The organism is Alteribacter populi (genome assembly GCF_002352765.1).
GTDB lineage: Bacteria > Bacillota > Bacilli > Bacillales > Salisediminibacteriaceae > Alteribacter > Alteribacter populi.
Genome location: NZ_KZ293963.1, coordinates 3540931 through 3567089, shown reverse-complemented (window position 1 = coordinate 3567089; position 26159 = coordinate 3540931). Strand labels below are relative to the sequence as shown.

22 protein-coding genes and 1 riboswitch are annotated in these 26159 nt (G+C 43.3%); of the genes, 1 reads left to right on the top strand and 21 read right to left on the bottom strand.

The window, feature by feature from the left end; all coding sequences use genetic code 11:
* Positions 1 to 25 precede the first annotated feature (25 nt).
* Positions 26 to 1768: an adenine deaminase C-terminal domain-containing protein gene (locus CDZ94_RS16515; protein WP_096438901.1), complete on the bottom strand. Its 1743-nt coding sequence runs from the start codon at positions 1766 to 1768 to the stop codon at positions 26 to 28.
* A gap of 104 nt (positions 1769 to 1872) precedes the next feature.
* Here CDZ94_RS16515 and CDZ94_RS16510 point away from each other — a divergent pair, with 104 nt between their 5' ends.
* Entirely contained in the window at positions 1873 to 2130 is a 258-nt protein-coding gene (locus CDZ94_RS16510) for a YgaP family membrane protein (protein ID WP_096438899.1), read from the top strand.
* A 142-nt stretch (positions 2131 to 2272) separates the two neighbouring features.
* Here CDZ94_RS16510 and purD read toward each other — a convergent pair whose 3' ends face one another.
* The 20 genes from purD to CDZ94_RS16410 form a co-directional block, all read right to left on the bottom strand.
* Positions 2273 to 3571 carry a phosphoribosylamine--glycine ligase gene (gene purD / locus CDZ94_RS16505; RefSeq protein ID WP_096438897.1) on the bottom strand — a complete coding sequence of 433 codons (1299 nt, stop codon included), beginning with the start codon at positions 3569 to 3571 and terminating at the stop codon, positions 2273 to 2275.
* A gap of 18 nt (positions 3572 to 3589) precedes the next feature.
* Entirely contained in the window at positions 3590 to 5128 is a 1539-nt protein-coding gene (gene purH / locus CDZ94_RS16500) for a bifunctional phosphoribosylaminoimidazolecarboxamide formyltransferase/IMP cyclohydrolase (RefSeq protein WP_096438895.1), read from the bottom strand.
* Entirely contained in the window at positions 5121 to 5711 is a 591-nt protein-coding gene (gene purN, locus CDZ94_RS16495; RefSeq protein WP_096438893.1) for a phosphoribosylglycinamide formyltransferase, read from the bottom strand. The genes purH and purN overlap by 8 nt, the downstream gene beginning before the upstream one ends.
* Complete coding sequence (gene purM, locus CDZ94_RS16490) at positions 5708 to 6757, bottom strand: phosphoribosylformylglycinamidine cyclo-ligase (protein WP_096438891.1); 1050 nt, start codon at positions 6755 to 6757, stop codon at positions 5708 to 5710. The genes purN and purM overlap by 4 nt, the downstream gene beginning before the upstream one ends.
* A 27-nt stretch (positions 6758 to 6784) precedes the next feature.
* Positions 6785 to 8197, bottom strand: a complete 1413-nt coding sequence (gene purF / locus CDZ94_RS16485; protein ID WP_096440946.1) for an amidophosphoribosyltransferase — start codon at positions 8195 to 8197, stop codon at positions 6785 to 6787.
* Positions 8173 to 10401 (bottom strand): phosphoribosylformylglycinamidine synthase subunit PurL, encoded by a 2229-nt coding sequence (gene purL, locus CDZ94_RS16480; RefSeq protein ID WP_096438889.1) that lies wholly within the window; start codon positions 10399 to 10401, stop codon positions 8173 to 8175. Before purL ends, purF begins: the two co-directional genes overlap by 25 nt.
* Entirely contained in the window at positions 10385 to 11068 is a 684-nt protein-coding gene (gene purQ, locus CDZ94_RS16475) for a phosphoribosylformylglycinamidine synthase subunit PurQ (protein WP_096438887.1), read from the bottom strand. The genes purL and purQ overlap by 17 nt, the downstream gene beginning before the upstream one ends.
* Positions 11065 to 11319: a phosphoribosylformylglycinamidine synthase subunit PurS gene (gene purS, locus CDZ94_RS16470; RefSeq protein ID WP_096438885.1), complete on the bottom strand. Its 255-nt coding sequence runs from the start codon at positions 11317 to 11319 to the stop codon at positions 11065 to 11067. Before purS ends, purQ begins: the two co-directional genes overlap by 4 nt.
* Entirely contained in the window at positions 11307 to 12032 is a 726-nt protein-coding gene (purC, locus tag CDZ94_RS16465; protein ID WP_096438883.1) for a phosphoribosylaminoimidazolesuccinocarboxamide synthase, read from the bottom strand. Before purC ends, purS begins: the two co-directional genes overlap by 13 nt.
* Positions 12033 to 12116: 84 nt before the next feature.
* Positions 12117 to 13415, bottom strand: coding sequence for an adenylosuccinate lyase (gene purB / locus CDZ94_RS16460; protein ID WP_096438881.1), 1299 nt, complete (start codon positions 13413 to 13415; stop codon positions 12117 to 12119).
* Entirely contained in the window at positions 13412 to 14560 is a 1149-nt protein-coding gene (gene purK, locus CDZ94_RS16455) for a 5-(carboxyamino)imidazole ribonucleotide synthase (protein WP_096438879.1), read from the bottom strand. Before purK ends, purB begins: the two co-directional genes overlap by 4 nt.
* Positions 14557 to 15039, bottom strand: coding sequence for a 5-(carboxyamino)imidazole ribonucleotide mutase (gene purE, locus CDZ94_RS16450; RefSeq protein WP_096438877.1), 483 nt, complete (start codon positions 15037 to 15039; stop codon positions 14557 to 14559). Before purE ends, purK begins: the two co-directional genes overlap by 4 nt.
* A gap of 195 nt (positions 15040 to 15234) precedes the next feature.
* A riboswitch (purine riboswitch) is annotated at positions 15235 to 15336 on the bottom strand.
* 317 nt (positions 15337 to 15653) lie between these two features.
* The gene (locus CDZ94_RS16445; RefSeq protein ID WP_096438875.1) at positions 15654 to 15860 is read right to left on the bottom strand and encodes an NETI motif-containing protein; all 207 of its coding nucleotides are present in this window, start codon (positions 15858 to 15860) and stop codon (positions 15654 to 15656) included.
* A gap of 9 nt (positions 15861 to 15869) precedes the next feature.
* On the bottom strand, positions 15870 to 16376 hold the full coding sequence (locus CDZ94_RS16440; RefSeq protein ID WP_425352568.1) for a DUF2179 domain-containing protein: 507 nt from the start codon (positions 16374 to 16376) through the stop codon (positions 15870 to 15872).
* A gap of 258 nt (positions 16377 to 16634) precedes the next feature.
* Positions 16635 to 18980: a beta-glucosidase gene (locus CDZ94_RS16435; protein WP_198546731.1), complete on the bottom strand. Its 2346-nt coding sequence runs from the start codon at positions 18978 to 18980 to the stop codon at positions 16635 to 16637.
* A gap of 306 nt (positions 18981 to 19286) precedes the next feature.
* Complete coding sequence (locus CDZ94_RS16430; RefSeq protein ID WP_096438873.1) at positions 19287 to 20111, bottom strand: carbohydrate ABC transporter permease; 825 nt, start codon at positions 20109 to 20111, stop codon at positions 19287 to 19289.
* Positions 20112 to 21020, bottom strand: coding sequence for a carbohydrate ABC transporter permease (locus tag CDZ94_RS16425; RefSeq protein WP_425352567.1), 909 nt, complete (start codon positions 21018 to 21020; stop codon positions 20112 to 20114). It lies immediately after the preceding gene.
* A gap of 381 nt (positions 21021 to 21401) precedes the next feature.
* Complete coding sequence (locus tag CDZ94_RS16420; RefSeq protein WP_096438869.1) at positions 21402 to 22751, bottom strand: ABC transporter substrate-binding protein; 1350 nt, start codon at positions 22749 to 22751, stop codon at positions 21402 to 21404.
* Positions 22752 to 22970: 219 nt separating this feature from the next.
* Positions 22971 to 24554, bottom strand: a complete 1584-nt coding sequence (locus CDZ94_RS16415) for a response regulator (protein WP_198546730.1) — start codon at positions 24552 to 24554, stop codon at positions 22971 to 22973.
* Between the two features lies 1 nt (position 24555).
* Positions 24556 to 26013: a sensor histidine kinase gene (locus tag CDZ94_RS16410; RefSeq protein ID WP_096438865.1), complete on the bottom strand. Its 1458-nt coding sequence runs from the start codon at positions 26011 to 26013 to the stop codon at positions 24556 to 24558.
* Between the last annotated feature and the right edge of the window lie 146 nt (positions 26014 to 26159).

The window sequence follows — 26159 nt, the reverse complement described above, 5'->3', positions numbered from 1 at the left end:
AATAACTCCTCTATACTTTTATAGTTTAACGCATAATCGAAGGAAAGAGTACCTTTTTCTGTTTCACATCAAAAATCCCTTGCTGGGTGACTCTTACAAATGGTAAATGCGTAGCAGAAAAGAATAGCAGAGCGTAAACAGGATCGTTGTAACGATAGCCTTTGGTTTTCAACGTAGAGAGAAGGCGTTCTTCTTGTTTGGCAATTTCCGGGAGTTCAAGATCGGACATGACCCCGCTAATCGCTAGAGGTAACCTGTCTTCAACACCGGCTTCATTGACAATAACAATGCCTCCGTTCTGCTTTTTTAATGCGTTAAAAGCAGAAAGTATCCCTTGTTTATTTTTCCCGATCAGAATGAGGTCTCCTGTATTGGAAAAAGAGCTTGCCATGCCATATAAATTATCAGCAAAGCCTTTAATTACTGTATTGATTTTCCATTCACCATACCGATCAATAAGAACGAAAAAGCATTCATCTCGGTCTGCCTCAATAACATTGGCTGTTAAATCGAGTTCAGGATGATACGGTTTCATAATGACGTCATTTACCATTTCAATACCAAGGGGCATCGAAAAATGAAGGTCGTCAGACGATAGCTGCCAATCGAGGTTCAATGGTTCAAACCCGTATTTCTCCCAACTAAACTCTAGATGACGGTGTAGAGCCTGACCTTCTTTTACGACCCACTGTCCTTTTGCCATAACAGATTTCGGCAGTGGATTGGTCTCAGACTCTAAGATATTGAGATTGGCTAACTTTCCAGGAGCAATCATTCCGAGCACATGATCGAGACGATAGTGTTTAGCTACATTGTAAGTGGTCATGCCAATGGCATCAATTATTGGAATATCTTTCTCCAATGCAATGTCAATGACTCGGTCCATGACTCCTTCTTGCATCACTTTTGGCGGCGAACCATCCGTTGTCATAATAAGCTTATCACTCGTGCTTAATCCATGGTTACGGACGGCTTCCAGAAGTTGAGGTAAGTCGGGACGAATGGACGAATAGCGCATCGAGGTAGTGTACCCTAGGTCTAACCGGCGAAGTAAGTCTTCTTCTGTCATAGCTTCATGATCAGAATCGACTCCTGTTAAGGCCATTTGCGTAAGGGTCTTTTCTCCTGCACCTGGAAGATGGCCTTCAATTGGCATGCCCTTTGCCTTTGTTTCCTGCATCCATTGCAGCATGGAGTCATCTCCATGAAGAACAGATGGCCAGTCTGTTAATTCTCCACCTTGGACGACATAAGGGTGATTGAGCCAGTCCATTATTTTTCCATGTGTAAAATGTTTGTCGTGATCATGAAGAGCGGTTTGACCATCATAACGGGCCCACCATAGCATCAACGTTGGCGTTTTTTGCAGCTCCTCCAATAAAGTAAACGCTTTCTTTTTTGGCAAATTTAAAAAAAGCGGCATATTGTCGCTGATTAAAGTCGTCGTCCCTCTTTCAGATGCATATCGGGCGAGGTTGAGGGGATGATATAACTGAAATGGGTGAGCATGGTGTTCAATATAACCTGGGACAGTGGGTGCTCCGTTAACATCAATAATGTCGGTGCCTTTAATGTTGACCGGATATTCACTACCCACATAAACGATACGATCTCCATAAATCCAAATGTGCCCACTCATCCACTGCTTTCTTAGACTGTTAAGCCAGCTTGCGTTCGCAATCACCTTTGTTGGTGGAAGATTTCCACGTACGACTTCAAGCTGTTCGCGTATTTGTTTTTTTGACCATTGTATTGGTTGATTTAACATTGTGATCACCTGAACGTTTAGTTTCCTTTAATCGTACCATTTTTTGCTATGTAATTCATTAAGAATTTAAATTATTTCAAAAATGAAAGGTGGAAGTATTTAAAATGAGACCAAATATCGGAATGATCAATGCGCTTGTAAGAATTACTTGTGGATTTACATTGTTAGCTTGGGCAACTGCTAGGTTGGTTAGAAGGCCGTATAGAAGCTCGCCCTTATTTGTAGCGATGATGGGGGCTATGAAAGTAGCTGAAGGAATCACGCGATTTTGCCCGGTAACGTTTGCAGTTGAAGAACGAATGGAAGAGACATTTGATGATATCGATTTTAACCATGATTCCGGCCCTGTAAATCCTTCATAATCATCAGCAGTCAAAACCAATATGCAAAGGGTGCCTCAAAAGATGAGACACCCTTACAAATCTTAAAAGAGGTGTTTTCATATGCAATGGGAGTTTGCCATTGATACTGTTTTTCTATTTTTATTAATTGCCGGAAGTATCGTTACTTTGTTTTACTTATGGATGAAGCGCCAGCGGTCACAGGAGAAATAGCACGATTACCAATGTCGCTACGGTAAAATAATCCATCGAGTTTCACACGTGCCAAGTCGTTGTAAGCTGCACTTTTCGCTTGTTCCAACGTATTTGCTAAGCTTGTTACAATGCCAACTCTTCCTCCGTTTGTCACCCAGCCAGCCTCTGTATTTTTTGTACCCGCGTGGAAAAATAGTTGCCCTTCTTCACTTTTCAGCAAGTTCGAATCGAGCACCTGCCCTTTTTCATAGCCGTCAGGGTATCCTTCAGATGCGAGTACCACTCCAAGGCAAGCTTCCTCCGCCCACAAAATTTCTTTTTCTTCTCCATTCAATACGCTTACGATCACGTCATCCAGTGGTGTTTTCAAGCGAGGCAAGACGACTTGAGTTTCAGGATCGCCAAATCTTGCATTAAACTCAATCACTTTTGGTCCCTTTTCGGTAATCATGAGTCCCGCATATAAAATTCCTGTGAACGGACAGCCCTCTTCACTCATAGCTTTAGCCATGCGACGGAGAATCTGTTCTTCGGCTTCGGCAATTGTTTTTTCATTAAGGTGAGGGACCGGAGAATACGCCCCCATGCCTCCTGTATTGGGGCCTCTATCACCCTCAAAGGCGCGCTTATGATCCTGGGCAACGACCATCGGGACAACGGTCTCTCCATGGACAAACGCCATTAACGAGCATTCTTCCCCTGCTACATACTCTTCAATCACAACGCGGGCTCCAGCCTCGCCAAACTGCTTGGAGTCAAGCATATCCTCAAGTGCTTTAAAGGCTTCTGTCTCTGTCATAGCCACAACGACACCTTTACCTGCTGCAAGACCATCTGCTTTTATGACGATCGGAGCGCCGTGTTTTCGAACGTAGTCTTTTGCTCGATCGAGCTCTGTAAATACAGCATAATCCCCTGTAGGAATCGCATGTTTTTTCATCAATATTTTTGCAAATTCTTTACTGCCTTCTACTTGTGCCGCTTTTTGGGAAGGACCAAATACGCGAATACCAGCCTCTGTGAAGCGATCAGCGAGTCCGTTGACTAACGGCGCTTCCGGGCCGATCACGACTAGACCGATATTTTCTTCTGCTGAAAATGTCAACAGGTCATCCGCTTCATGTTCTTCGATCGGCACACAACGTGCCACCGAACGCATACCGTCACTGCCTGGTGCCGCTATCACTTCGGTTACATTCGGACTTTGGGCAAACTTCCAGCAGATCGCGTGTTCACGTCCACCTTTGCCTATGACAAGGACTTTCATATCCTTTTCCCTCCCCATTTAATGTTTAAAATGACGTACACCTGTAAAAATCATTGCGACACCATATTCATCAGCTTTATCGATCGATTCTTGATCACGCTTGGATCCACCAGGCTGAATAATCGCACGGACCCCAGCCTTCGCAGCTGCCTCTACCGTATCGCCCATTGGGAAAAATGCATCTGAAGCGAGAACCGCACCGTTCACTTGATCTCCTGCTTGCTCAAGAGCTATTTTCGCTGCCCCGACACGGTTCATTTGACCTGCACCAATACCAATTGTCCGGTCACTCGTTGCTAAGACAATCGCATTCGATTTGACATGCTTCACAACTTTCCACGCCATTTCAAGCTGACGCAGCTCTTCTTCTGTTGGCTGACGCTTCGTTGGAATCGTTGTTTCAACGTCTTCAAAGCTCAACGTATCAGTGTCCTGTACTAGAGCTCCTCCAGAAACTGTGCTGATTCGTTGTTCAAGTGCCTGCGTGTCGGTAAAGGAGATCGTGAGCAGACGAAGATTTGGTTTCTCTTTTAAGATCGCCTTTGCTTCTTCTGTAAAAGAAGGGGCGATGATGATTTCTAAAAAGATTTCCTTCATTTTTACCGCTGTATCGGCATCAATTTCACCGTTACAGGCAATAATTCCGCCGAAGATCGAAACCGGATCTGCTTCATACGCTTTTTGAAAGGCGTCATTGATCGACTCGCCAATCCCCACTCCACACGGGTTCATATGCTTGATTACGGCCACTGCAGGCTTCGTGAATTCTTTAACGACACCTACAGCCGCATCGGCATCATTAATGTTGTTATAAGAAAGTTCTTTACCTTGGAGCTGCTTTGCACGAGCGATTGACGTTTGGCTTCCTAATGGGCGCTCATAAAAGGCTGCCTGCTGGTGAGGATTCTCTCCGTAACGTAATGTCTGTTTTTTCGTGTATGTGACCGTCAGGCTTTCCGGGTACTCTTCTCCTGACTGCTTAGTTAAAAATTCAGCAATGAGTGCATCGTAAGCCGCTGTATGTCGAAAGGCTTTCGCTGCTAATTTTCGTTTCCGTTCATCTGAAAGCTCACTGTCGTTTGCTTTCATTTCTTCAATCACTACCGGATAGTCTGACGGGTCGACGACTACAGCGACGTCACGATGATTTTTGGCAGCTGAACGGATCATCGAAGGACCGCCAATATCAATGTTTTCAATCGCCTCTTCAAATGTCGCATCCGGATTCTCGATCGTTTCCTGGAATGGATACAAGTTTACAATCACAAGGTCGATCGGCTGAATCTCATGATCCCGCAGCGCCTTCACATGCTCACTTGAATTTCTTAACGCTAAAAGTCCGCCGTGAATACGAGGGTGAAGCGTTTTAACACGGCCGTCCATCATTTCAGGAAAACCTGTGACCTCTTCAATACCAATCGCATGAATGCCAGCAGCTTCGATCGCACGCTTCGTTCCACCAGTAGAAATAATCTCTACACCAGCCTCGACAAGGCTTTGTGCCAGTTGTTCAATCCCTGTTTTGTCAGACACGCTAATTAATGCACGTTTACTCATGGATTGAAACCTCCTTCATCTTTTTAGTGATGATTGATTGTATCGTTTTAGGATAGAGAGCATGCTCAACTTCTTGAACCTTTCGCTGCATATCCGCTCGTGTATCCCCATCCTCTATTGTAACAGCTTGCTGAGCAATAATTGGACCTGTATCCACCCCTTGGTCGACAAAGTGAACTGTGACCCCAGTCACTTTGACTCCGGCATCAAAGGCTTGCCCGATCGCGTCCAGCCCTGGAAAAGCCGGAAGTAAGGACGGGTGGATATTGATAATCCGTCCTTCAAAAGGCTGCAAAAGCGTTTTTCCAATAAGCCGCATATATCCGGCGAGAATCACATAGGAACAATCATGCTCTGCTAATTTTGTGATGACCTCTTGTTCAAACTCTGCCTTCATATTGTAATTATGCGGATCAAAAACAAAGATTGGAATATTATGGGCCACCGCCCGATCAATCACTTTTGCTCCAGGTTTATCACAAACGAGAAGAGCGACTTCGGCTTGAAGAGTCTCTTCCTTTTGAGCCTCTAAAATCGCTTGAAAATTGCTTCCACTTCCTGATGCAAATACAGCGATTTTCATGGTGTATCGACTCCCTTAATGGTAATGGAAGGTTGCTTTTCGCTAGATTGGATATTTCCAATCACTGCGGGAGTCTCTCCTGCTTCCCTTAGATGTGTCAAAGCTTTCTCTAGGTGGTCCGCAGAGACAGCTAACACCATGCCTATACCCATGTTAAACGTACTGTACATGTCTTTTTCCGAAAGATCGCCGAGCTTTTTTAACCAACTAAAAACATCTTGTTGCTTCCATTGATCCGGGTCTACTACGGCCTTCACTCCGTCCGGCAGCATTCTAGGGACATTTTCATAAAGTCCGCCACCTGTGTTATGTGCCGCTCCTTTAAGAAGTCCGTTGTTCGCTAAACGTAGTACAGCGTCCACATAGATGCGTGTAGGTGTTAGGAGCCACTCACCAATTGAACTCCCCTCACCACCGGGAACACTATCATTGAGGGATACATGTTGGTCAGCTAACACTTTGCGGACGAGCGAAAAACCGTTACTATGAATACCGCTCGAAGGAAGCCCGATGAGGATATCCCCATCTGAGATCGCTGAGCCATCAATGAGCCGGGATTTTTCCGCTGCTCCGACTACAAAGCCAGCAACGTCGTATTCGTCTGGATCATACATGCCCGGCATTTCAGCTGTTTCGCCGCCAATGAGCGCACAGCCTGCTTCTTTACATCCATCCGCAATACCTTTGACAATTTGTTCTACTACTTCTGGTTTATTTTCACCCAGGGCTAAATAGTCTAAAAAGAAAAGGGGCTCCGCTCCTTGCACGACGATGTCGTTCACACACATCGCCACGGCATCGACGCCGATCGTGTCATGGACGCCCGTTTCTTGAGCGAGCATCAGTTTCGTTCCAACACCGTCTGTTCCCGAAATGAGTACAGGTTCTTGGTACCCTTTTTGCGAGAGATCGAACATTCCGCCGAACCCTCCTAATCCGCCCATGACTTCCGGGCGCATCGTCCGCGCCACATGACGTTTCATCCGGTGAACCGATTCATAACCGGCTTCGATGTTTACTCCTGCCTCTTCATACGCTTTAGACATATTGTCCTCCTTTTTGAACACGCCCGTTTACACTTTTTCATAAGGGTGGATCGTGTGCGGATAAATTTCTGTCGGGTATTCTCCTGTAAAGCACGCGAGACACTGCCCGCAGTTTTCCATTGTCTTTGGACGACCAATCCCATCCATCAAGCCTTGCACTGATAAATAACGAAGGGAATCTGCCCCAATTTCTGCTTCAATTTCTTTTACAGACTTTGAAGAAGCAATGAGCTCTCCTTTTGTTGATGTATCAATACCATAAAAACACGGGTTTTTAATTGGCGGCGCACTAATTCGCACGTGGACCTCTTTTGCTCCCGCTTCTTTTAACAATTTAACAATTCGTCGACTCGTCGTTCCACGGACAATCGAATCATCCACCATCACTACACGCTTTCCCTCGACAACACCACGCACCGCAGACAGCTTCATTTTTACCCCTTGCTCGCGTAGCTGTTGTGAAGGCTGAATAAACGTCCGGCCGACATAACGGTTTTTAATGAGCCCTAATTCATACGGAATCCCTGTTTGCTCAGCATAACCGATGGCGGCTGATATACTAGAATCTGGAACACCTGTGACGACATCTGCTTCAATCGGCTCTTCCATAGCCAACTGCTTCCCAAGACTTTTCCGAGCAGAATGGACGTTGATTTGTTCTAAATGGCTGTCTGGACGAGCGAAGTAGACATATTCCATTGAGCAAATCGATTTTTTGGTGGAAAAAGAAAAGCGTTCGCTGCGAATCCCATCATCGTTTATAATCAACACTTCACCAGGCTCAATTTCTCGGACGTATTCGGCTCCGATAATATCAAACGCACATGTTTCACTGGAGACTACATAAGCGTCGCCTAACCGACCGAGAGACAGTGGACGTAAGCCATTCGGATCAAGAGCAACCATCAGTTGGTTTTCTGTCATCGTCATGAAGGCATAAGCACCTTTTACCATTGTAAGAGCGTTCATCAATCGCTCTTCCTCTGATTCATAACCGCTCCGTTTCATGAGATGAGCAAGAACTTCGGTGTCTGAGGTCGTTTGAAAAATGCTGCCCTGCCTTTCAAGCTGATGTTTTAGATCATTGGCATTAACCAAATTCCCGTTATGAGCAAGCGCCAGGCTCCCCGTTTGCGAATTGAAAAGGAATGGCTGACAATTGACCAAATCATGATCTCCAGCTGTTGTATAACGAACATGCCCGACAGCGCCTCTACCTGTAAGTTCATTTAAATTTTCATCATTAAACACATCATTTACAAGACCGAGGCCTTTTTGAATTTTTAATCGTTCGCCATCTGAAACGACAATGCCTGCTCCTTCTTGTCCGCGGTGTTGCAAGCTATGCAAACCATAATAGGCAATGCGTGAAGCCTCTTCGTGACCCCAAATGCCAAATACGCCACATTCTTCATTTAAGCCTTTGATTTCAGCAAACATGGAATCGCTCCTCTCCAAGCTTCCTCGAGTCTCGTTGAATCGACAGACAGTACCGTGTCACCCATCTTTCCGTACACTTCAAGCTTCGCTATATCTGTCACTTCCCCAATGCAGCGGGTATCCGTTACAATTGCTTCAAACTCCGCACGTTTTTCTTTTGCAACAGATACTAGGTAACGTGAAGGTGTTTCCGAAAATCCTTCAGTCACAACATCTTCGCCAATCGACACGCTAGCACCTAGTCCTGTTTTCATCATCGATTCCGCTAGTGCGACTAAAAATCCACCTTCTGAAAGATCATGTGCTGACTGGAGTGTACCTGCTGTAATTGCACTGTGAATCTGTTCCTGACGAGCTTTTTCCACATCTAAATCAATCGTCGGCGGCTGGCCGGAAATTTTACCGTCTATAAATTTCTGAAGCTCGCTGCCGCCAAATTCTGCTTTTGCTTCTCCGACGAGATAAATCAAGTCGCCAGCTTGTTTAAATGCCTGTGTCGTAATATGATCCAGGTCTTCGATGAGTCCGACCATGCCAATCACCGGTGTCGGATAAACCGCTTCTCCGTTTGTTTCGTTATATAAGCTCACGTTCCCGCCGATCACCGGTGTTTCAAGTGTTCGACATGCCTCACTTAAGCCGTCCGTAGAAGTTTCTAGCTGCCAAAAGATTTCCGGCTTATCAGGACTTCCGTAATTTAAACAATCCGTTACACCTAGAGGCTTTGCACCAGAACATACGAGGTTACGAGCCGCTTCAGCAACTGCTAGCTTTCCGCCTTCTTTCGGATCAAGGTAAAGATAACGAGAGTTACAATCTGTTGTCATTGCTAGAGCTTTCTTTGTACCGCGAATGCGAAGTACAGCTGCATCAGAGCCTGGCATTACAACCGTATTTGTACGTACCATATAATCGTACTGATCGTAAACCCATTCCTTACTCGCAATCGTTGGCTGAGCAAGTAAAGACAGTAGTGTTTGCGTAGGGTCTTCTACTTTCGGTACCGTCATCTCCTGCTTTCGATACGTTTGATAGTAAGCCGGAACTGTCGATGGTTTATGGTAAACTGGCGCTTCTTCAGCGAGTGCGTCTACCGGCACATCTGCTGCAACACGTCCTTCGTGAACAAGTCGAAGCTTGCGGTCATCTGTTACTTGACCGACCACTTTAGCAAGAAGTCCGTGGCGCTCGAAAATGTCCATAATTTCATCTTCACGACCTTTTTGAACGACAAGCAGCATCCGCTCTTGAGATTCAGAAAGCATCATCTCGTATGGCGTCATCCCTTTTTCACGCTGAGGAACTTCATCAAGGTTTAGCTCAATTCCAGAGCCAGCTTTACTCGCCATCTCCGCTGAAGACGACGTAAGGCCTGCTGCTCCCATATCTTGAATCCCAACAAGCGCATCATTTTTCACGACTTCAAGACACGCTTCAAGAAGTAATTTTTCCATAAATGGATCGCCTACTTGAACAGCCGGACGCTTGGCTTCAGATCCTTCATTCAGCTCTTCAGACGCGAACGTAGCGCCGTGAATTCCGTCTTTTCCCGTGCTCGCACCGACATAAATGACCGGGTTGCCAACGCCTTTTGCCTGGCCTTTTTGAATATCTTTATGATCAATTAGCCCGACACACATCGCGTTCACTAACGGATTGCCTTCGTAACATGGGTCAAATTGCACTTCTCCTCCAACGGTCGGAATCCCGATACAGTTTCCGTATCCTGCAATCCCAGCTACCACTTGTTCAAACAAGTAATTCACACGCGGCGTTCCAAGTTCACCGAAGCGAAGGGAGTTGAGTAGTGCCACAGGTCTCGCTCCCATGGAAAATACATCACGAATGATCCCGCCAACACCCGTTGCCGCTCCTTGATAAGGCTCAATCGCAGACGGATGGTTATGGCTTTCGATTTTAAAAACGACCGCTTGCTCGTCGCCGATATCAATAATCCCAGCCCCTTCACCAGGACCTTGCAGAACACGTTCCCCTTCTGTTGGGAATTTCTTTAGAAGTACTTTCGAATTTTTATAGCTGCAGTGCTCTGACCACATGACGGAAAAAAGCCCGGTTTCCGTATAGTTTGGGAGGCGACCGAGCGTCTTTTCTACCAATTCAAACTCTTGATCAGTCAGGCCCATTTCCGTATAGATTCGCTGTTCTTTAATTTGTTGAGGTGACGGCTCATGAAGTAATTGCATGGGATTCCCTCCAGTGTTGTAAAATCGATTGGAACATCTTTAATCCGTCGGCAGAACCAAGCAGCTCATCTACCGCTCGTTCAGGGTGAGGCATCATGCCAAGGACGTTGCCGGCTGCGTTTGTAATACCCGCAATCCGTTCAAGAGATCCGTTCACATCATCCGCGTACGTAAACGCAATCTGGTTGTTCTTTTTTAGCTGGTCAAGCGTTTTTACATCACAGAAGTAGTTCCCTTCACCATGAGCGACCGGAACCGTGATCGCTTGCTTGTTTTCGTAGCTGTTTGTAAACACCGTAACGTTATTTTCAACGATAAGCTGAACCGGCTTACATAGAAACGTCAGCTGACGGTTGCGACGCATCGCCCCTGGAAGAAGACCGAGCTCAAGTAGAACTTGAAATCCATTACAAACCCCAAGAACGGGCTTGCCTGCTAGAGCTGCTTGTTTAATGCCTTCACTTATCGGCAGACGCGCAGCAATCGCACCTGATCTCAGGTAGTCCCCAAACGAAAACCCTCCTGGTAATAGCACCGCGTCATAGTCTGCTAAACTCGTTTCTTGATAACTCACGTATTCTACTTCTTCACCAAGCTCATCTTGAATAGCATGGTACATGTCGATGTCACAGTTCGATCCCGGAAAAACAACAACGGCAAACTTCATTGCGCCAGGACCTCCTTTATTTCAAATCGATAGTCTTCAATCACCGGGTTGGCAAGAAGCTTTTCACACATTTCTGTAACTCGAGTCTCTACGCTGGCTTTTTCACCCGCCATTTTAAGCGTCAGAACTTTTCCGATCCGTACATCTTCTACCTCGTTGTACCCTAGCTGGTGTAAAGAATGATTGACCGCCGTTCCTTGCGGGTCTAAAACGGCTTCCTTTAACGTGACAAATACATTTACTTCGAACATGAGTTGACTCCCCCTAAGCGTGTTAATATCGTTTCGTACCCTGTTTTTAAGTCTCCGAGTTGAAAGCGAAACAAATCTTTATCTAATGATTCTCCCGTTTCTTGATCCCAAAGCCGGCACGTATCCGGCGACACCTCATCAGCTAAAAGAACGGTGCCATCCTCTTCTCTTCCAAACTCGAGTTTAAAATCGACGAGCTTGATCCCGATGTTTTGGAAAAGATCAGTAAGGACTTGATTGACGCGAATGGCGTCTGATTTGATCTGATGAAGCTCTCCTTCGGTTGCCAAATCTAGAAAGCGGATGTGGTCGTTGTTAATAAGCGGATCACCAAGTTCGTCGCTTTTGTAATAAAACTCAATGATTGGCTCCGAAAACTCGTCACCTTTTTCAAGACCAAGCCGCTTTACGAGACTTCCAGCAGCTACATTTCGTACAACCACTTCAAGTGGAATGATCGCAACCTTCTTCACTAGCTGCTCGGTTTCAGATAGACGCTCAACGAAATGGTTGGCAACGCCTGCTTCGTGAAGCTTGGTGAAAATAAGACTACTAATCTCGTTATTTAGCTGTCCTTTCCCTCCTAGGACATCCTTTTTTTCTCCATTAAACGCTGTGGCGTCATCTTTGTAAGCCACTCGAAACACATTTGGAGTCTCTGTCTCATAGATTCGCTTCGCTTTCCCTTCGTATAAACACGCTTGCTGACTCATATTTCCCCTCCTCAAATATGTGAAGATTCGTAATTTTGGCAATTCATAGGATCGAAAGGGGGAATAGTCCCCTCTTTCTGTACCCTATTTGATAAACCCGATTCGTTCAAAAATCGTATTCACATGCGTTAAGTGATGCTGATAGTCAAAGCAATCGTCTAATTCTTCTTTAGATAGCAAGTCGGTAATTTTTTCATCAGCATCAACAAGCTCACGGAACGGTACTTGTTTCTCCCAAGCCTCCATCGCTTTTGGCTGAACCAAGTCGTATGCTTCTTCACGCACCAACCCTTTGTCGATCAAAGAGAGCAGCACACGTTGAGAATAAATGAGGCCGAACGTACGCCCCATGTTACGTTTCATGTTTTCCGGGAACACCGTCAAGTTTTTCACGATGTTGCCAAAACGGTTAAGCATGTAGTTCAAGGCAATCGTCGCATCCGGTAAAATCACTCGTTCAGCTGAAGAATGAGAAATATCACGCTCATGCCAAAGAGGAACGTTTTCATAAGCTGTAACCATATGACCACGGATCACACGGCTAAGGCCGGTCATGTTTTCTGAGCCAATTGGATTTCGCTTATGCGGCATCGCAGAAGACCCTTTTTGACCTTTTGCAAAAAACTCTTCTACTTCGCGCATTTCCGTTTTTTGCAGGCCGCGAATTTCAACTGCCATTTTTTCAATCGATGTTGCGATTAACGACAGCGTCGCCATATAATGCGCGTGGCGGTCACGCTGCAACGTTTGTGTCGATACGCTCGCCGCTTCCAGTCCAAGCCCTTCACATACGAAGCTCTCAACAAACGGATTGATGTTTGCGTAAGTCCCAACAGCACCAGACAGCTTTCCAACACGAACACTTTCTGCTGCTTGTTTGAAGCGCTCAAGGTTCCTTTTCATTTCTTCATACCAAAGGGCAAGCTTTAAGCCAAACGTTGTTGGTTCAGCGTGAACGCCGTGGGTACGCCCCATCATCACCGTATCTTTATGCTCGATCGCTTTATCTTTAAGAATGTCGATAAATCGCTCTAGATCAGCAAGGATGATCTCGTTTGCTTGTTTTAAAAGATAAGATAACGCCGTGTCGACCACATCCGTACTCGTCAACCCGTAATGAACCCACTTTCGCTCTTCACCTAAAGTTTCAGAAACTGCCCGGGTAAAAGCAACCACATCGTGACGAGTCTCGGCTTCAATTTCAAGAATGCGCTCCACATCAAAGCTCGCATTTTCTCTGATTTTTGCCACGTCTTCTTTTGGAATATCACCAAGCTCCGCCCACGCTTCACACGCTTTAATTTCGACTTCGAGCCACGCTTGATAGCGGTTTTCCTCCGTCCAAATCGCACCCATTTCAGGCCTCGTATAACGTTCAATCATTTGTTTGCCTCCATTACTTCTTTTTCTCTCCAAATTGAGGAGGAGTTCAACTGTACCAAAGTTTGTTCCACATCATCTGCAAGAATCGTGACATGCCCCATTTTTCGTCCGGGCTTCGCCTCATCCTTCCCGTAAAGGTGAAGGTGAGCTTCAGGAAATTCATGTAGATTTTCCAAAACTCCTGGTACGTGCTCCCCTAATATATTAACCATCACAGCAGGCTTTAGTAAATCGGTCTTCCCTAACGGAAGATCACAAACCGCGCGAATGTGCTGTTCAAACTGTGATGTTTGGCAGGCATTAATGGAAAAATGACCGGAGTTGTGCGGTCTCGGCGCCAATTCATTCACATAAATCTCGTCGTCCTCGGTTAAGAACATTTCCACTGCCAGCGTCCCAATTAGGTGGAAAGAAGTCGCCAGCTTTTCAGCGATAAGAATCGCTTTCGCTTCAACATCTTTCGACACACGCGCAGGCACAATCGTTTGATGAAGAATATTGTTTTTATGAATATTTTCTGCTACCGGGAATACACGAACTTCACCGGACACGCTCCTCGTAATAATCACGCTCAGTTCCTTTTTAAACGGCACCCATTTTTCTAAAACGAATGGCCCTTTTCCATTAAGATCCTGCCATGCTTTAACGATTTGCACTTCGTTTTGGATGACAGCTTGCCCTTTGCCATCGTAGCCACCTCGCGTTGTTTTCAACACACAAGGAAATTGAAGCTTCGTGGCTGCTCGTTGTAAATCTTCTAACGTGCTAATTTCAGCATAAGGAGCTACCGGCACTCCAAAAGAAGTAATCGCTTGTTTCTCCTGAAGTCGGTCTTGTGAAATCGCAAGCAGATCACTTCCTTGGGGAAAAGCAGCATGCTCCTCTAGCCAGGAAGCTACTTTATAGTCGATATTCTCAAACTCATACGTGATCACGTCACTAGCTGTCGCCAGCTTTTTTGCTCCTCCGAGATCGTCATAAGAGCACGTCAATTCTAGATCAGCCACTTGGCCGCAAGGAGAGTCGCGCTTTGGCTCAAGAACAGCGATCCGATAGCCGATTTCACGAGCCGCCAAAGACATCATTCTCCCTAACTGCCCGCCACCTAATATACCGATCGTTTTACCAGGAAGGATTCTACTCATAGCTTTTCCCCGCTTTCCAGTACTTCCTTGTATTTGTTTTCTCTACGTTGCTTTAGCTTTTTAGCAACTTCTGCGTCATGAACGGCAATCTGCTGAGCGGCTAAAAGTCCAGCGTTCGTTGCGCCGGCTTTTCCGATAGCAACTGTTGACACCGGCACACCCGCAGGCATTTGCACGATCGAAAGCAGAGAATCAAGTCCATTTAACGCTTTCGATTGAACCGGAACACCAATGACTGGCAAAAGCGTTTTCGCCGCTACCATCCCCGGAAGATGCGCCGCCCCGCCAGCCCCAGCAACGATCACTTCAAGGCCGCGCTCTCTCGCGGTTTCCGCATAGTCGAACATGAGATCCGGCGTCCGATGAGCCGACACGATTTTCTTTTCATAAGGGATACCAATCTCCTCCAACACTTCTGTCGCATGCTGCATCGTTTCCCAATCCGAAATAGAACCCATAATCACACCGACTTTTGCCATACTCTCAACCTACTTTCATTTTCTATTAAAAATCATCACGAGAATAACCTCTCAATTGTCTATACTATTAAAGGTCTATAAAAACAAAAAAACGTGTACATCTGTCCCACAAGAGGACAAACGCACACGTGTACACTGCATATAGACACACGGGTGCTAATACGCACGCAAGAATCCGTCGTCTACATAGTAATTACGTATACTGATCGTCCTCATAGGCCGACGATTTACGGTCATCAGGTAGAAACTTTTGGGCCATATTCCCAAGATTATATGAGGTCTGTTCAATTCCTTTTAACGATTTTATCTTAACAAGAGGATGCGAGGAGTGTCAACCAAAATCGAACAATATGTTATATAAATAAATTCATCGTTCGTATTTTACCATTAGTTTTCTTTATATTGTCCTTCTGTCGTCGACAATTGCTATTTTTCGGAGGACAGCACGGCGGGTATCTAATCAATCAGGCTACGCTTCTAGTCAAACGGGATCCTTTTCTGGTCAAAACAGCTTCTTTTCTGGTCAAACGGGATCCCTTTCTAATCAAAACAACTCCGCTTCTAATTATTTCCTCCCGCCCCAAACAAAAAAGAATGCCTCCATGAGACACTCTCTACTCTTCTTTTAGCTTTCCTTCAAACATAATCCGCTGATGGGAAACTTCCACATCTACTTTGCCGTTCTTCTTGACTTCTTTTAACACGGGTTCTTCCATTCTTCGGACGGGTTGATAGCCGTTTGCTGCCATGCGGTTGAGGCAATCGGCCACCGTTTCCCCTTCCTCTACGTAAAACTTCTCTTTTTTTCTTTTTTTCGTCATGTCTATCCATTACCTCCGTATACCTTTGACCCAGAACCCTCCATAAAACATCTTCGTGTCGTGGGAGATAATAAAGGCATTCGGGTCGAGGCCTTTGACTGTATTATACAAATCGGTTTGGGACCTTCGTGAGGTGAGAATCTCCATCATCAGCCGCTCTCCTTCACGTCCATATGCAACCCAGTTTGTCACACCGTATCCTTTATCTCGTAATGCATTCGGAATGTCAGGTTCGTATTCTTTCGTAATCACGTTAACAGTAATATACCCTAAAGCGAGCTTTTCTTCAATTTTCATCCCAACCACAACACCAATGCCGTACCCCAACGCGTAGGCAACCAAATTTTCGACTCGGTGGAGGTTGTCGAGGACCAGCCCTAATCCGATAATATATACCAATATTTCTACAATGCTAGTTACTGCAGCTAAGTACCGCTGACTTTTCAACGTAAAAATCATCCGAATCGTAAACAGTGTGACATACACTACATTAATTACGAGAATAATTACGAGCATTCCTACTGCATTTTCCAAAACAGTCTGGATCAATGCCTCTCCCCCTGAAACAATCATATTCATTCATAAATCTCGGTATTTATTCTTATTTTACGATAATAGGAGTTTACTCTCCATTTACTCCTTCTTCCTTACCTATACTATTTATATGTATATATATTTAGTCTTATTTCCAGAAGATCGTACAGATTTTTTTTGGGGGATGAGCCTAAAAAATGCTGCCACTAAAGAGTGAACTTTTAGTGGCAGCAATAAAGGTTAGTAGTTTAGCTTTGATAATCGGTCAAACTCTATTTGTGGTTCTAATACGTCATTTACTTCTTCAAGAATGATGTCTTCATCCACTGTAAAGGTAGTAGTGTCTCTGATATCTTGTGAAGAAGCTCCGACTCTTACTTCATAGGTTCCTTCTTCAAGAACCCAAGCAGATAATTCTTCATCAAAAGAAGCAAGGTTTTGAGCATCTAGTTCAAATTTTAAGTTTTCTTTTTTACCTGGGCGAAGTTCTTTCGTTTTATCAAAAGCTTTCAATTCTATTTCTGGTTTTTCCAATTTGCCGTCTGGTGCGTTGACGTAAACTTGAACGGCTTCTCTACCAGCGACGTCCCCTGTATTTTCAACAGTAGCAAATACAGTAATTTTGTCCTTGAAGTTTCCATTACGATTTACACGAACATTATCGTAGTCAAATGTTGTGTACGATAATCCATAACCGAATTCATAGGCTGGCTCTACATCGAATGTCGTGTTGTAACGATATCCCACATAAATATCCTCTTCGTAAATAAACTGATCCGTTCCAGGATAGGTTTCTGAGTAAGGGGCATCTTCATAGACAACAGGGAAGGTTTGTGGCAGTTTACCAGATGGATTCACTTTCCCCGTTACAACATCGGCTACTGCGTTTCCTAATTCCTGACCAGGTTGCCAAGAAAGTAAGACAGAATCGACCTGATCTCTCCAGCTAGCAACTTCTAGCGGACCTTCCACATTCAAAATCGCAATGACTGGTTTGCCCTCTTCACGAAAAGCTTCGGATACATCTGTGATCATCTCTTCCTTAGATTCAGATAGGTAGAAATCTTCTAAAGAACGGTCTGAACCATAGCTTCCGAATTCCGATGATAAAACGATGATGCCGACATCAGAATTTTCCGCTGCTGTAACAGCCTCATCTGCTACATCCATTTCTGGCAGCGTTGGGAACGTAGAATTAAAAAATCCTCCGCCTGTTTCTCGGTATTCATCTGTATCTCTCATTTCCTCAACATACGTTTCATATTTATCGTAAAGCTCTTCGTTAAGCGTAAACCCTGCATTTTGTAAGCCCTCTGGAATTCCTAGATGATAGGCAGAATGGACAAGTGCACTCCCTCTTCCTCCAGTCATCGTTTCCACTTGTGGCGTACCAAATAGTGAAACATTCAAGTTACTGTCTAAAGGTAAAGTATCCGCTTCGTTTTGTAATAAAACCATACCATCTGCCGCTGCTTTTCTTGCAATCTCAGCATTTGTTTCTAAGTCGGGATCATTTGAAGGCTCAAGCCCTAAGAATGTTGGGGTTTGAACGATGATTCCAAGCATCTCCTTCACATTTCTGTCTAAAATTTCTTCATTCAGTAACCCATCGTTCACGGCATCGACAATCGCTTCTGATTGATGTTCACTTCCTGGCATTAACAGGTTTGTACCTGCTTCCATTTGTTTTGCAATATCTCTGGAGCCAAATTCCCAGTCCGTCATGGCAAAACCGTTAAATCCCCAATCATCTCTTAAAACAGAGGTAAGTAAGTCTTCATTTTCTGTCGCCCATGTACCGTTAATTTTATTGTAAGAATCCATAATCGCCCATGGATCAGAATTCTTCACCGTCATTTCGAACCCTTTTAGGTAGATTTCTCTTAGTGCTCTTTGGCTAACGATTGAATCGATATTGTTATCTGCTCTTTGGTTATAAGCAGCGAAGTGCTTGATCGTCGTCCCAACACCTTGGTCTTCTACACCATTCACGAATTCAGAGGCCATTTTTCCTGTCACATAAGGATCTTCAGAAAAATATTCATAGTTTCGTCCATTTAGCAAGTAGCTTTGAATATTCATCCCAGGAGCCAGTAGTAAATCAACACCGTATTCCTTAAGCTCGTGGCTTGTCGCTTCGCCTACTTCATAGACCAAATCTGTATCCCATGTTGAGGCTAGTACGTTAGGAGCAGGAAATTTCGTTGCATAATAGGTGTCATCATCATCTTCGCGTGTCGGATCAATGCGGACCCCCATTGGACCATCTGCTAAAACAATAGAAGGAACCCCGAGTCTTGGGATTGCTTGCGTTTGCCCAGCCGCTCCAGGAACCCTTGTTGCTTGATCACCGATAATCTCGTTATCAATCTCCTCTAATACTTCCTTGTTCCCACCGACGAGTAGAGCTGCTTTTTCTTGCAGTGTCATCGCATCGACAACCTCATCAATCGATGCTTCTCCCGTTAATTGCGGGGGATTACCCTCCTCTTGTCCATTCACTGCCGCTGTGTTAACAAAAAGACTAGACATCATAAGTGAACTAGTAAGCATCACTGACGTTACGACCTTCCATTTTTTTTGCACCCAATCTCTCCCCTCATTTTTGTTATCGCTTTCATTTTAAATCCTATCACGAAGGGATGATTTACTTATTTTAATTTTCTGTATTTTCTTACTTTTAATATGGACAAATTTGTTATAGCAAAGACGAAACAAAAGGAACCTTCTGAGCGAACAAAGAAAATCGTAATATATCCTATCAATCTAATGAAAACTTGGCTTACCGCCAAGCCTTAGTTACGCTTATGCTTTATTCCTTTAGAGAAGTTAAATTTTCTTAAAGTATATAAAAGCCCGGCAATCCAGGATTACCAGGCTTTTTTATGATATTTACCCTTTCACAGAACCAGCCAACAACCCTCTTACAAAATACTTCCCTACTAAAATGTAAATAAGTAAGGTTGGCAGGGCAGCTAGCAGCGCGCCGGCCATTTGGACGTTCCATTGCACAATTTGGCTTCCAGAAAGGTTTTGCAGCGCGACCATAATCGGCTGTGATCCTGTACTTGTGATACTGACTGCAAATAAAAACTCATTCCATATATTTGTGAATTGCCATATACAAACGACGACAAACCCTGAAATCGAAAGCGGGAAGATAATATGCTTGTAAATTCCTACAAATCCAGCACCGTCAATCTTCGCCACTTCAATAAGGTCGTAAGGAATATTCGCATAGAAATTCCTGAAAATTAACGTTGTGATTGGCAGACCATAAACAACATGTACGAGAATTAACCCAGGAATCGAATTGTAAAGTCCTATACTTTGGAGAAATTGAATTAATGGGATGAGAATACTTTGGTAAGGTATAAACATTCCGAACAAAATCGCCGTGAAAATCCAATCCGAGCCTTTAAACTTCCACTTTGAAAGAACATACCCGTTTAACGAGCCAAAGAGAGCTGATAGAATCGTTGCTGGAATAACGAGATATAACGTATTCAAAAAGTTAGGATATAGTCTTTCAAAAGCATATCGATAGGCTTCAAAAGATACTGTAGATGGCAACTCCCACATCCGGTCGAGCGACACTTCATCCAGCGGTTTAATACTCGTAATAATCATGACGTAAATCGGCATTAAGAAAAACAGGGCCATGACCACTAAAATCGCATATAGGAAAATACGACTCACTTTCTTTCTCACTATCATTTACGAATCCCCCCTTCTTGCAGAAACCAGGTAAGGGACGATGACAACGGCCACGAGGAAGAGCATAATCATCGCAATCGCTGCTCCATTTGCAAAAAAGTTTCCTCTGAATGTCGTTTCAAACATATAAACACCCGGAACATCCGTGACAAAGTTAGCACCTGAACCTGTCATCGCATAAATTAGATCAAAGATCTTTAATGAAATATGACCCATGATAATGGCAATACTTACTGTGATTGGCATAAGCATCGGAAAAATGACCTTTCGATACACTTGAAACTCCGTTGCTCCGTCCACTCTTGCCGCTTCCTTAACTTCTTCAGGAATCCCTCGTAACCCAGCTAAATACATCGCCAGTGAAAATCCCGTCATTTGCCAAATCGCGGCAATGACGACAGCAATCATTGCTACTGGAATTCCAAAATCGATACTACCAAGCGGAAAACTAAAGGCAATCGTTGTGTCTGTGTACCATCCTGGTAGTTTTTCAAAGCCCAGATTGCTTAATAAAATGTTCACCCCTGTACTCGGGTTTAAAAGCCACTGCCAGACAACACCCGTAACGACAAATGACAATGCCATCGGGAATAAGAAAATATTTCGAAAGATTGATTCTTGTTTTATATTCGAATCGATAAAAATGGCCAGAAAAAAACCTGACATTAAAACACCAATGATAAAAAATAAGGTGAAAAATAACGTATTTCTCATGCCAGATTGGAAGCGGTAGTCGTTAAATAAAAAGATATAGTTTTTCAGACCTGCAAATGACAAGTCTGGCGTTAAGGTATTCCAATTTGTAAAGGAAACATACCCTGTCCAACTAATGAAGCCATAAACAAAAATACCAATTGCAATGATCGAAGGTAAAATAAATAAAAATGGAAGGACTTTATCCGAAGAAATCCTCTTTTGGTTCAAAGTACATCACCCCTTACGAAAAATCATGCTTTTGTAAAGTCCGTGTTTAAATGGAGCATAAACAGAGCCGATTAGGTCGAGGCGGCAAAGTCTTCGAGCACCGGAGCGACGAGCAAGACATCATAGCGACCACTACAACCTGTCTCGACGGATACTCTTCGTAAGCTTAATTAGCTACGAAAGAGACATCTGATGCTAAAAGAAGCGAGCCAACGATCTTCCCCAGGACGTGGTGGTATGTAGCAGGAGATCATACTCTCCACTCCAACAGCTATTTTTAGCGGACTTTTTGAACATCCTCTTAAAGGAAAAATAGGAAAGGGTGGTAGGCATTCTACCACCCTTAACCCCCACACACATAAATGATTACTCGATGTTTTCTTCAGCAGCCTGCTGTAATGTCTCCATCGCTTGTTCGATGTTTCTTGAAGATACAAAGACATTGATCGCTTGGTCTGCTTGTGAAACAAAGCCAGCAGGAGCGGCCGAGTTATGTGCTAAGCTAGGCGTTAATGTACTTTCATTAAATTCTTCAATTGTTTGTTGTCCGTAAGCATTATATTGCTCTGGATCAGCATCTACTCGAGCAGGAATCGAGCCTTTAAGCGGGTTGAACGTATCCTGGCCTTCTACAGAACCGAGTACCCGAAGGAAATCCTTCACTATTTCTGGGTTTTCTACGTCTTTAGGCAAGCCGAAGTTATCGGTTACAACCATGAAAGATCCCGCAGAATTAGGAGTAGCGACCCAGCCAAAATCTTCATTCGGCTCTAACTCTAAATCAGTAGCAAAATAGCCTGCTGCCCAGTCTCCCATAACGTTCATTGCCGCGTCTCCTTGCGCCACCAATTGAGATGCGTCCTGCCAGTTACGAGCGGCATGATCATCGTTGGTATAATCTAAGAAACGGTCAAAATGCTCTAATACTTCTTGAAACTCCGATGAATCAAACGCTAAATCCTTCGTCCACAAATCGTTATAGCCATCTGGGCCGAGAACACCTAACGCAATCGTTTCTAATAGGTGAAGTGCAGTCCAGCTTTCACGATCGCCTAGTGCAAGTGGTGTAACTCCTGCCTCTTGCAATGTATCTGCTACTTCATAAAATTCATCAAACGTTGTCGGCGGGGTTAACCCATGCTCGTCAAAAACCTCAACGTTATAAAAGAGAACATTACTTCGGTGAATATTCACCGGTACAGAATAGATGTCTCCATCACTTGTTACCATATCAATTAAATCCTGCGGAAATTTGTCCAGCCAATCCTGTTCTTCGTAAAGATCAGTAAGTGGATCCATTCTACCTGCAGCCACCCAGCCTGTGTTTAGTGCCGCTCCACCATGAATTTGGAAAGTACCTGGCGGATCATTTCCTTGCATTCTACTCGCTAAAACAGCTTGAGCGTTCGTTCCAGCTCCACCAGCGACAGCCGCATTGACTACTTCAATGTCAGGGTTTTTTTCTTCAAATAAATCAATTAAAGCGAGTAAGCCAGCCTCTTCTCCAGCTCCTGTCCACCAGCTGAAAATCTCTAACTCACCCTCTGTATCTCCGGTCGCTTCCGATGAGCTTTCTTCTCCGTCATCTTCAGTCGTTTCGCTTTCACCTTCGTCTGCTCCATTTACATCTTCTGAATCAACATCATCAGATCCACATGCAGCTAAAAGTAACAGCATCGATAATAGTAGAAATGAAGCATACTTTTTCAATGGCATTGGAAATCCCCCTTTTAGATTGGTCTGAATTTAATTGAAATCGCTTACATCCATATTTAATCATGCCAAGGAGGTTGTTTTCAGAATATTACTACTTATATTTTTGTTATCACCTTTACTTTTTTATCATCTGTGAAATAAATTCATACTTAAGTCTAGTGAACTAGCATAATTTTACGAAAAACAAGGACAATTTTCTTTTACCTTTGGATGTTATCGTCAACTCTGTTGCTTTTTCGCCACCTCTTGACGATATTGTCTAGGAGATACACGTTCATACTTTTTAAAAACCCGGCTAAAATAATTCGGATCATGATACCCTACTTCAAAACAAATTTCTTTCAAACTTAAATCTGAAGTGTTTAAGTATTCCTTCGCCTTTTTAATGCGCACTTTAGATAAATAATCTATGAGCGTTTGCCCCGTCTTCTCCTTAAAAAGTTTACTAAAGTAGGAAGGGCTTAAGTTGACTTGATTTGAAATCGATTCTAGCGAGAGGTCATCCTTAAAATGCTGTTTTATATAAGATTGAATGTTCTCTAACATATCTTCACTTTTTTGTTCCTTTTGTTTTTCTAAAACCTGCATCACGTTGTTGAGTCGGTAAAAAGCTGTATTTCTTAACTGATCTACAGAAACAACCTCAGGAAAATAAGCTAATTCTTGTCCTAGTGGAAAGTCCGAAAGCCGCGATATTAAGATGAACAGTTCTGTCAGGGATCTTTTGATCTTTTCAAGATGAACACCATGCTTCAACACCTGATCATTGATGATTCCTTCCATCATCCGGTGTGCCCGCTCATAATCCACTTGTTGAATGGTAACGAGCAATTCTTTCTCGCGATTAATAGAATCAACCTTTACTGGTTTTTCTTTTGCTAAATCTTGATAAAATTGCACACGGCGATCTTTCGTTTCACTTCGCGAAGCTACTAATGCTTCGTGATAAGATTCTTGAAAGCCTTCAAGGTTATAAACTGAGGTTCCCGCACCGGCTGATACAGAAACGTCTTTAAGATGAGGAATAGTTGATAGATGGTCAAATAGTTTTTTCATATTTGTGATCACTTGATTACGCAAACTTACTTTTGCTTCTCCGCTTTGTTTTAACATAAACAAAGGAATATGATCGTAAATCATCGGTCCGACCAAACAGTTGGAGGTTTGCTTTAACACCGTTTTAACTTGCTGATATAGATATGACTTTTGTTGAGAGTCTTCAATATGACCGTTTTTTTCGTGAAAATATACAATAACACCAATGCCTTCATTGAAGCTAAGTCCAATAAGTTGATTCAATTCATCGATCGAGATATCTTGTATTTGGTTGTGAATAATTGTCGAGACCCATTCCACTTCCACTAATGTTTTCATATGCTCTTGGTGGTCCTTCATTTTTATTTTTTCAACTCTAGCTTTTTGTTCCCTTTCTCTATCTCTGCATATTTTGGACACCGTCTCCTTAAGCTCCTCTTGTTTGTATGGCTTTAACAAGTAATGGTTGACGTTTAACGTCATCGCTTTTTGAGCATAAGAAAATGTATCAAATGCTGAAAGGACAATAAAACGAATATGAGGATGGTTTAACTGAATTTCTTCAATCGTTTGTAATCCGTCCATACCTGGCAGTTTAATATCCATCGTAATAATGTCAGGGTGCTTTTCATCTGCAAGTTCAATTGCACTCCTCCCATTTCCGGCCTCAGCTACGACCTCAACATCATCAAACAATTTAGTGATCATTGATTTTAAAGCTTGTCTTTCTAACACCTCATCATCCACAACCATCATTCTATGCTTCATGTCAAGCCCACCTTTCAGCTTCATTTGTTTTCGGTAATGACAGTTGGATCGTCGTTCCATACCCTAAAGTGGAATTTACTTTCACGGTATCATCCTTGTCATAAAACATTCTCAGTCTTTTTTGGACATTCATGAGGCCAATCCCTGTTAAATGTCCTTTTGGTTCATCCGTTAATTCTTTAAGGACGTCAGCATCAATTCCCTCACCGTTATCCGAAATCTCGGCAACAACTGCATGATTTCTTTCAAAAACACGGATGCATATTTCTCCGCCTGACTCTTTTGCGTCCACCCCGTGAATGAACGCATTTTCTACAATCGGCTGTAGTGTTAGTAAAGGAATCGGAATGTCTAAATCATTCGTTTCAATTTTAATTTCAACTACGATCCTTTCACTAAAACGCACTTGCTGGATTTCAATATATTCTTTCACATGGCTAATCTCATCTCGTAAAGTAACCGCCTTTTCAAGTGGTCTTAAGTTATAACGAAGCAGCTTCGAAATCGAGACAACTAAGTCACTCGACTTTTCCGCTCCTTCGATGTACGCCATCTTAGAGACGACATTTAACGTGTTAAATAAAAAATGAGGGTTCATCTGATTTTGTAATGAGCGTAATTCCATTTCTTTTAATAAACGATGCGTTTCAATGTTTTTGATTTCCTGGTCCTGTAACTTTTGTTCCAGCTTAGCTCGTTGTTTGATTTCTACAAATAGTTGTTTTACGTTTCGTTTCATTTGATTAAAGGTTTCGCTCAGAACACCAACCTCATCATTGGTCACTTCGACATCTTTTACATCAAAGTTTCCGGTTGAAAGTTCATTCGCCTGCTCTACTAAACGATGAATAGGTGAGAGAATCCTTTTCGACATAAAATACGTGAATAATAGGCTGATAGCAAAAAGGGACATCGCGCCATAGATCGCAAAGGATAAATGAAACTGGTTTTGCATTAAGCTATCAGAATGCAGTTGATGATAATCCTCCAATTCGTGATTGATTAGCCTTAACGTCGTCTCATTTAACCAAGTCGCTACTTTCTCGACTTCCTCTCGATATATAAAGTGCTCTGTTGTCTGCTCTTGCGTTTGAGTCTCTAGTGACCTTTCCATTTGATCAATAAAATAGGAAAGCATGTGATAATAATTTTTTGAAAGTGAAGTATCGTATTGTGGTGAAATAACTTCTGTGAACTGTGCTTGATTCGAGTAGATTTCAGCCTTATATTGTTCAAAATCTTCAAGCCTTTCTTCGTTTTGGACTAATAAATAATCTTGAAATACGTGATTGATCTCATCTGTGTTTTGTGAGATTTCATTTAAAACGAGAAAACGTTGGAGAATACGATCATACTGACCAATAGACTCTTGACTATTTTTGTAAATAATTAACGTAATCGCACACATGAGAGAGAGAACAATAATAAAGAAAACCATAAATTTGTTATGAATCCTCATCGATAACACCTTCTTTATAATGGGTAGTGAAGAATTACCCAAATTATTTAAAATTTTAAAATATTATTTCCATTCTATTATAACGGATTTTTTGCGAGTTCAGGAATATCCTAATGATTTGGTTTGTCGTTCGTTCTTTTACCGAT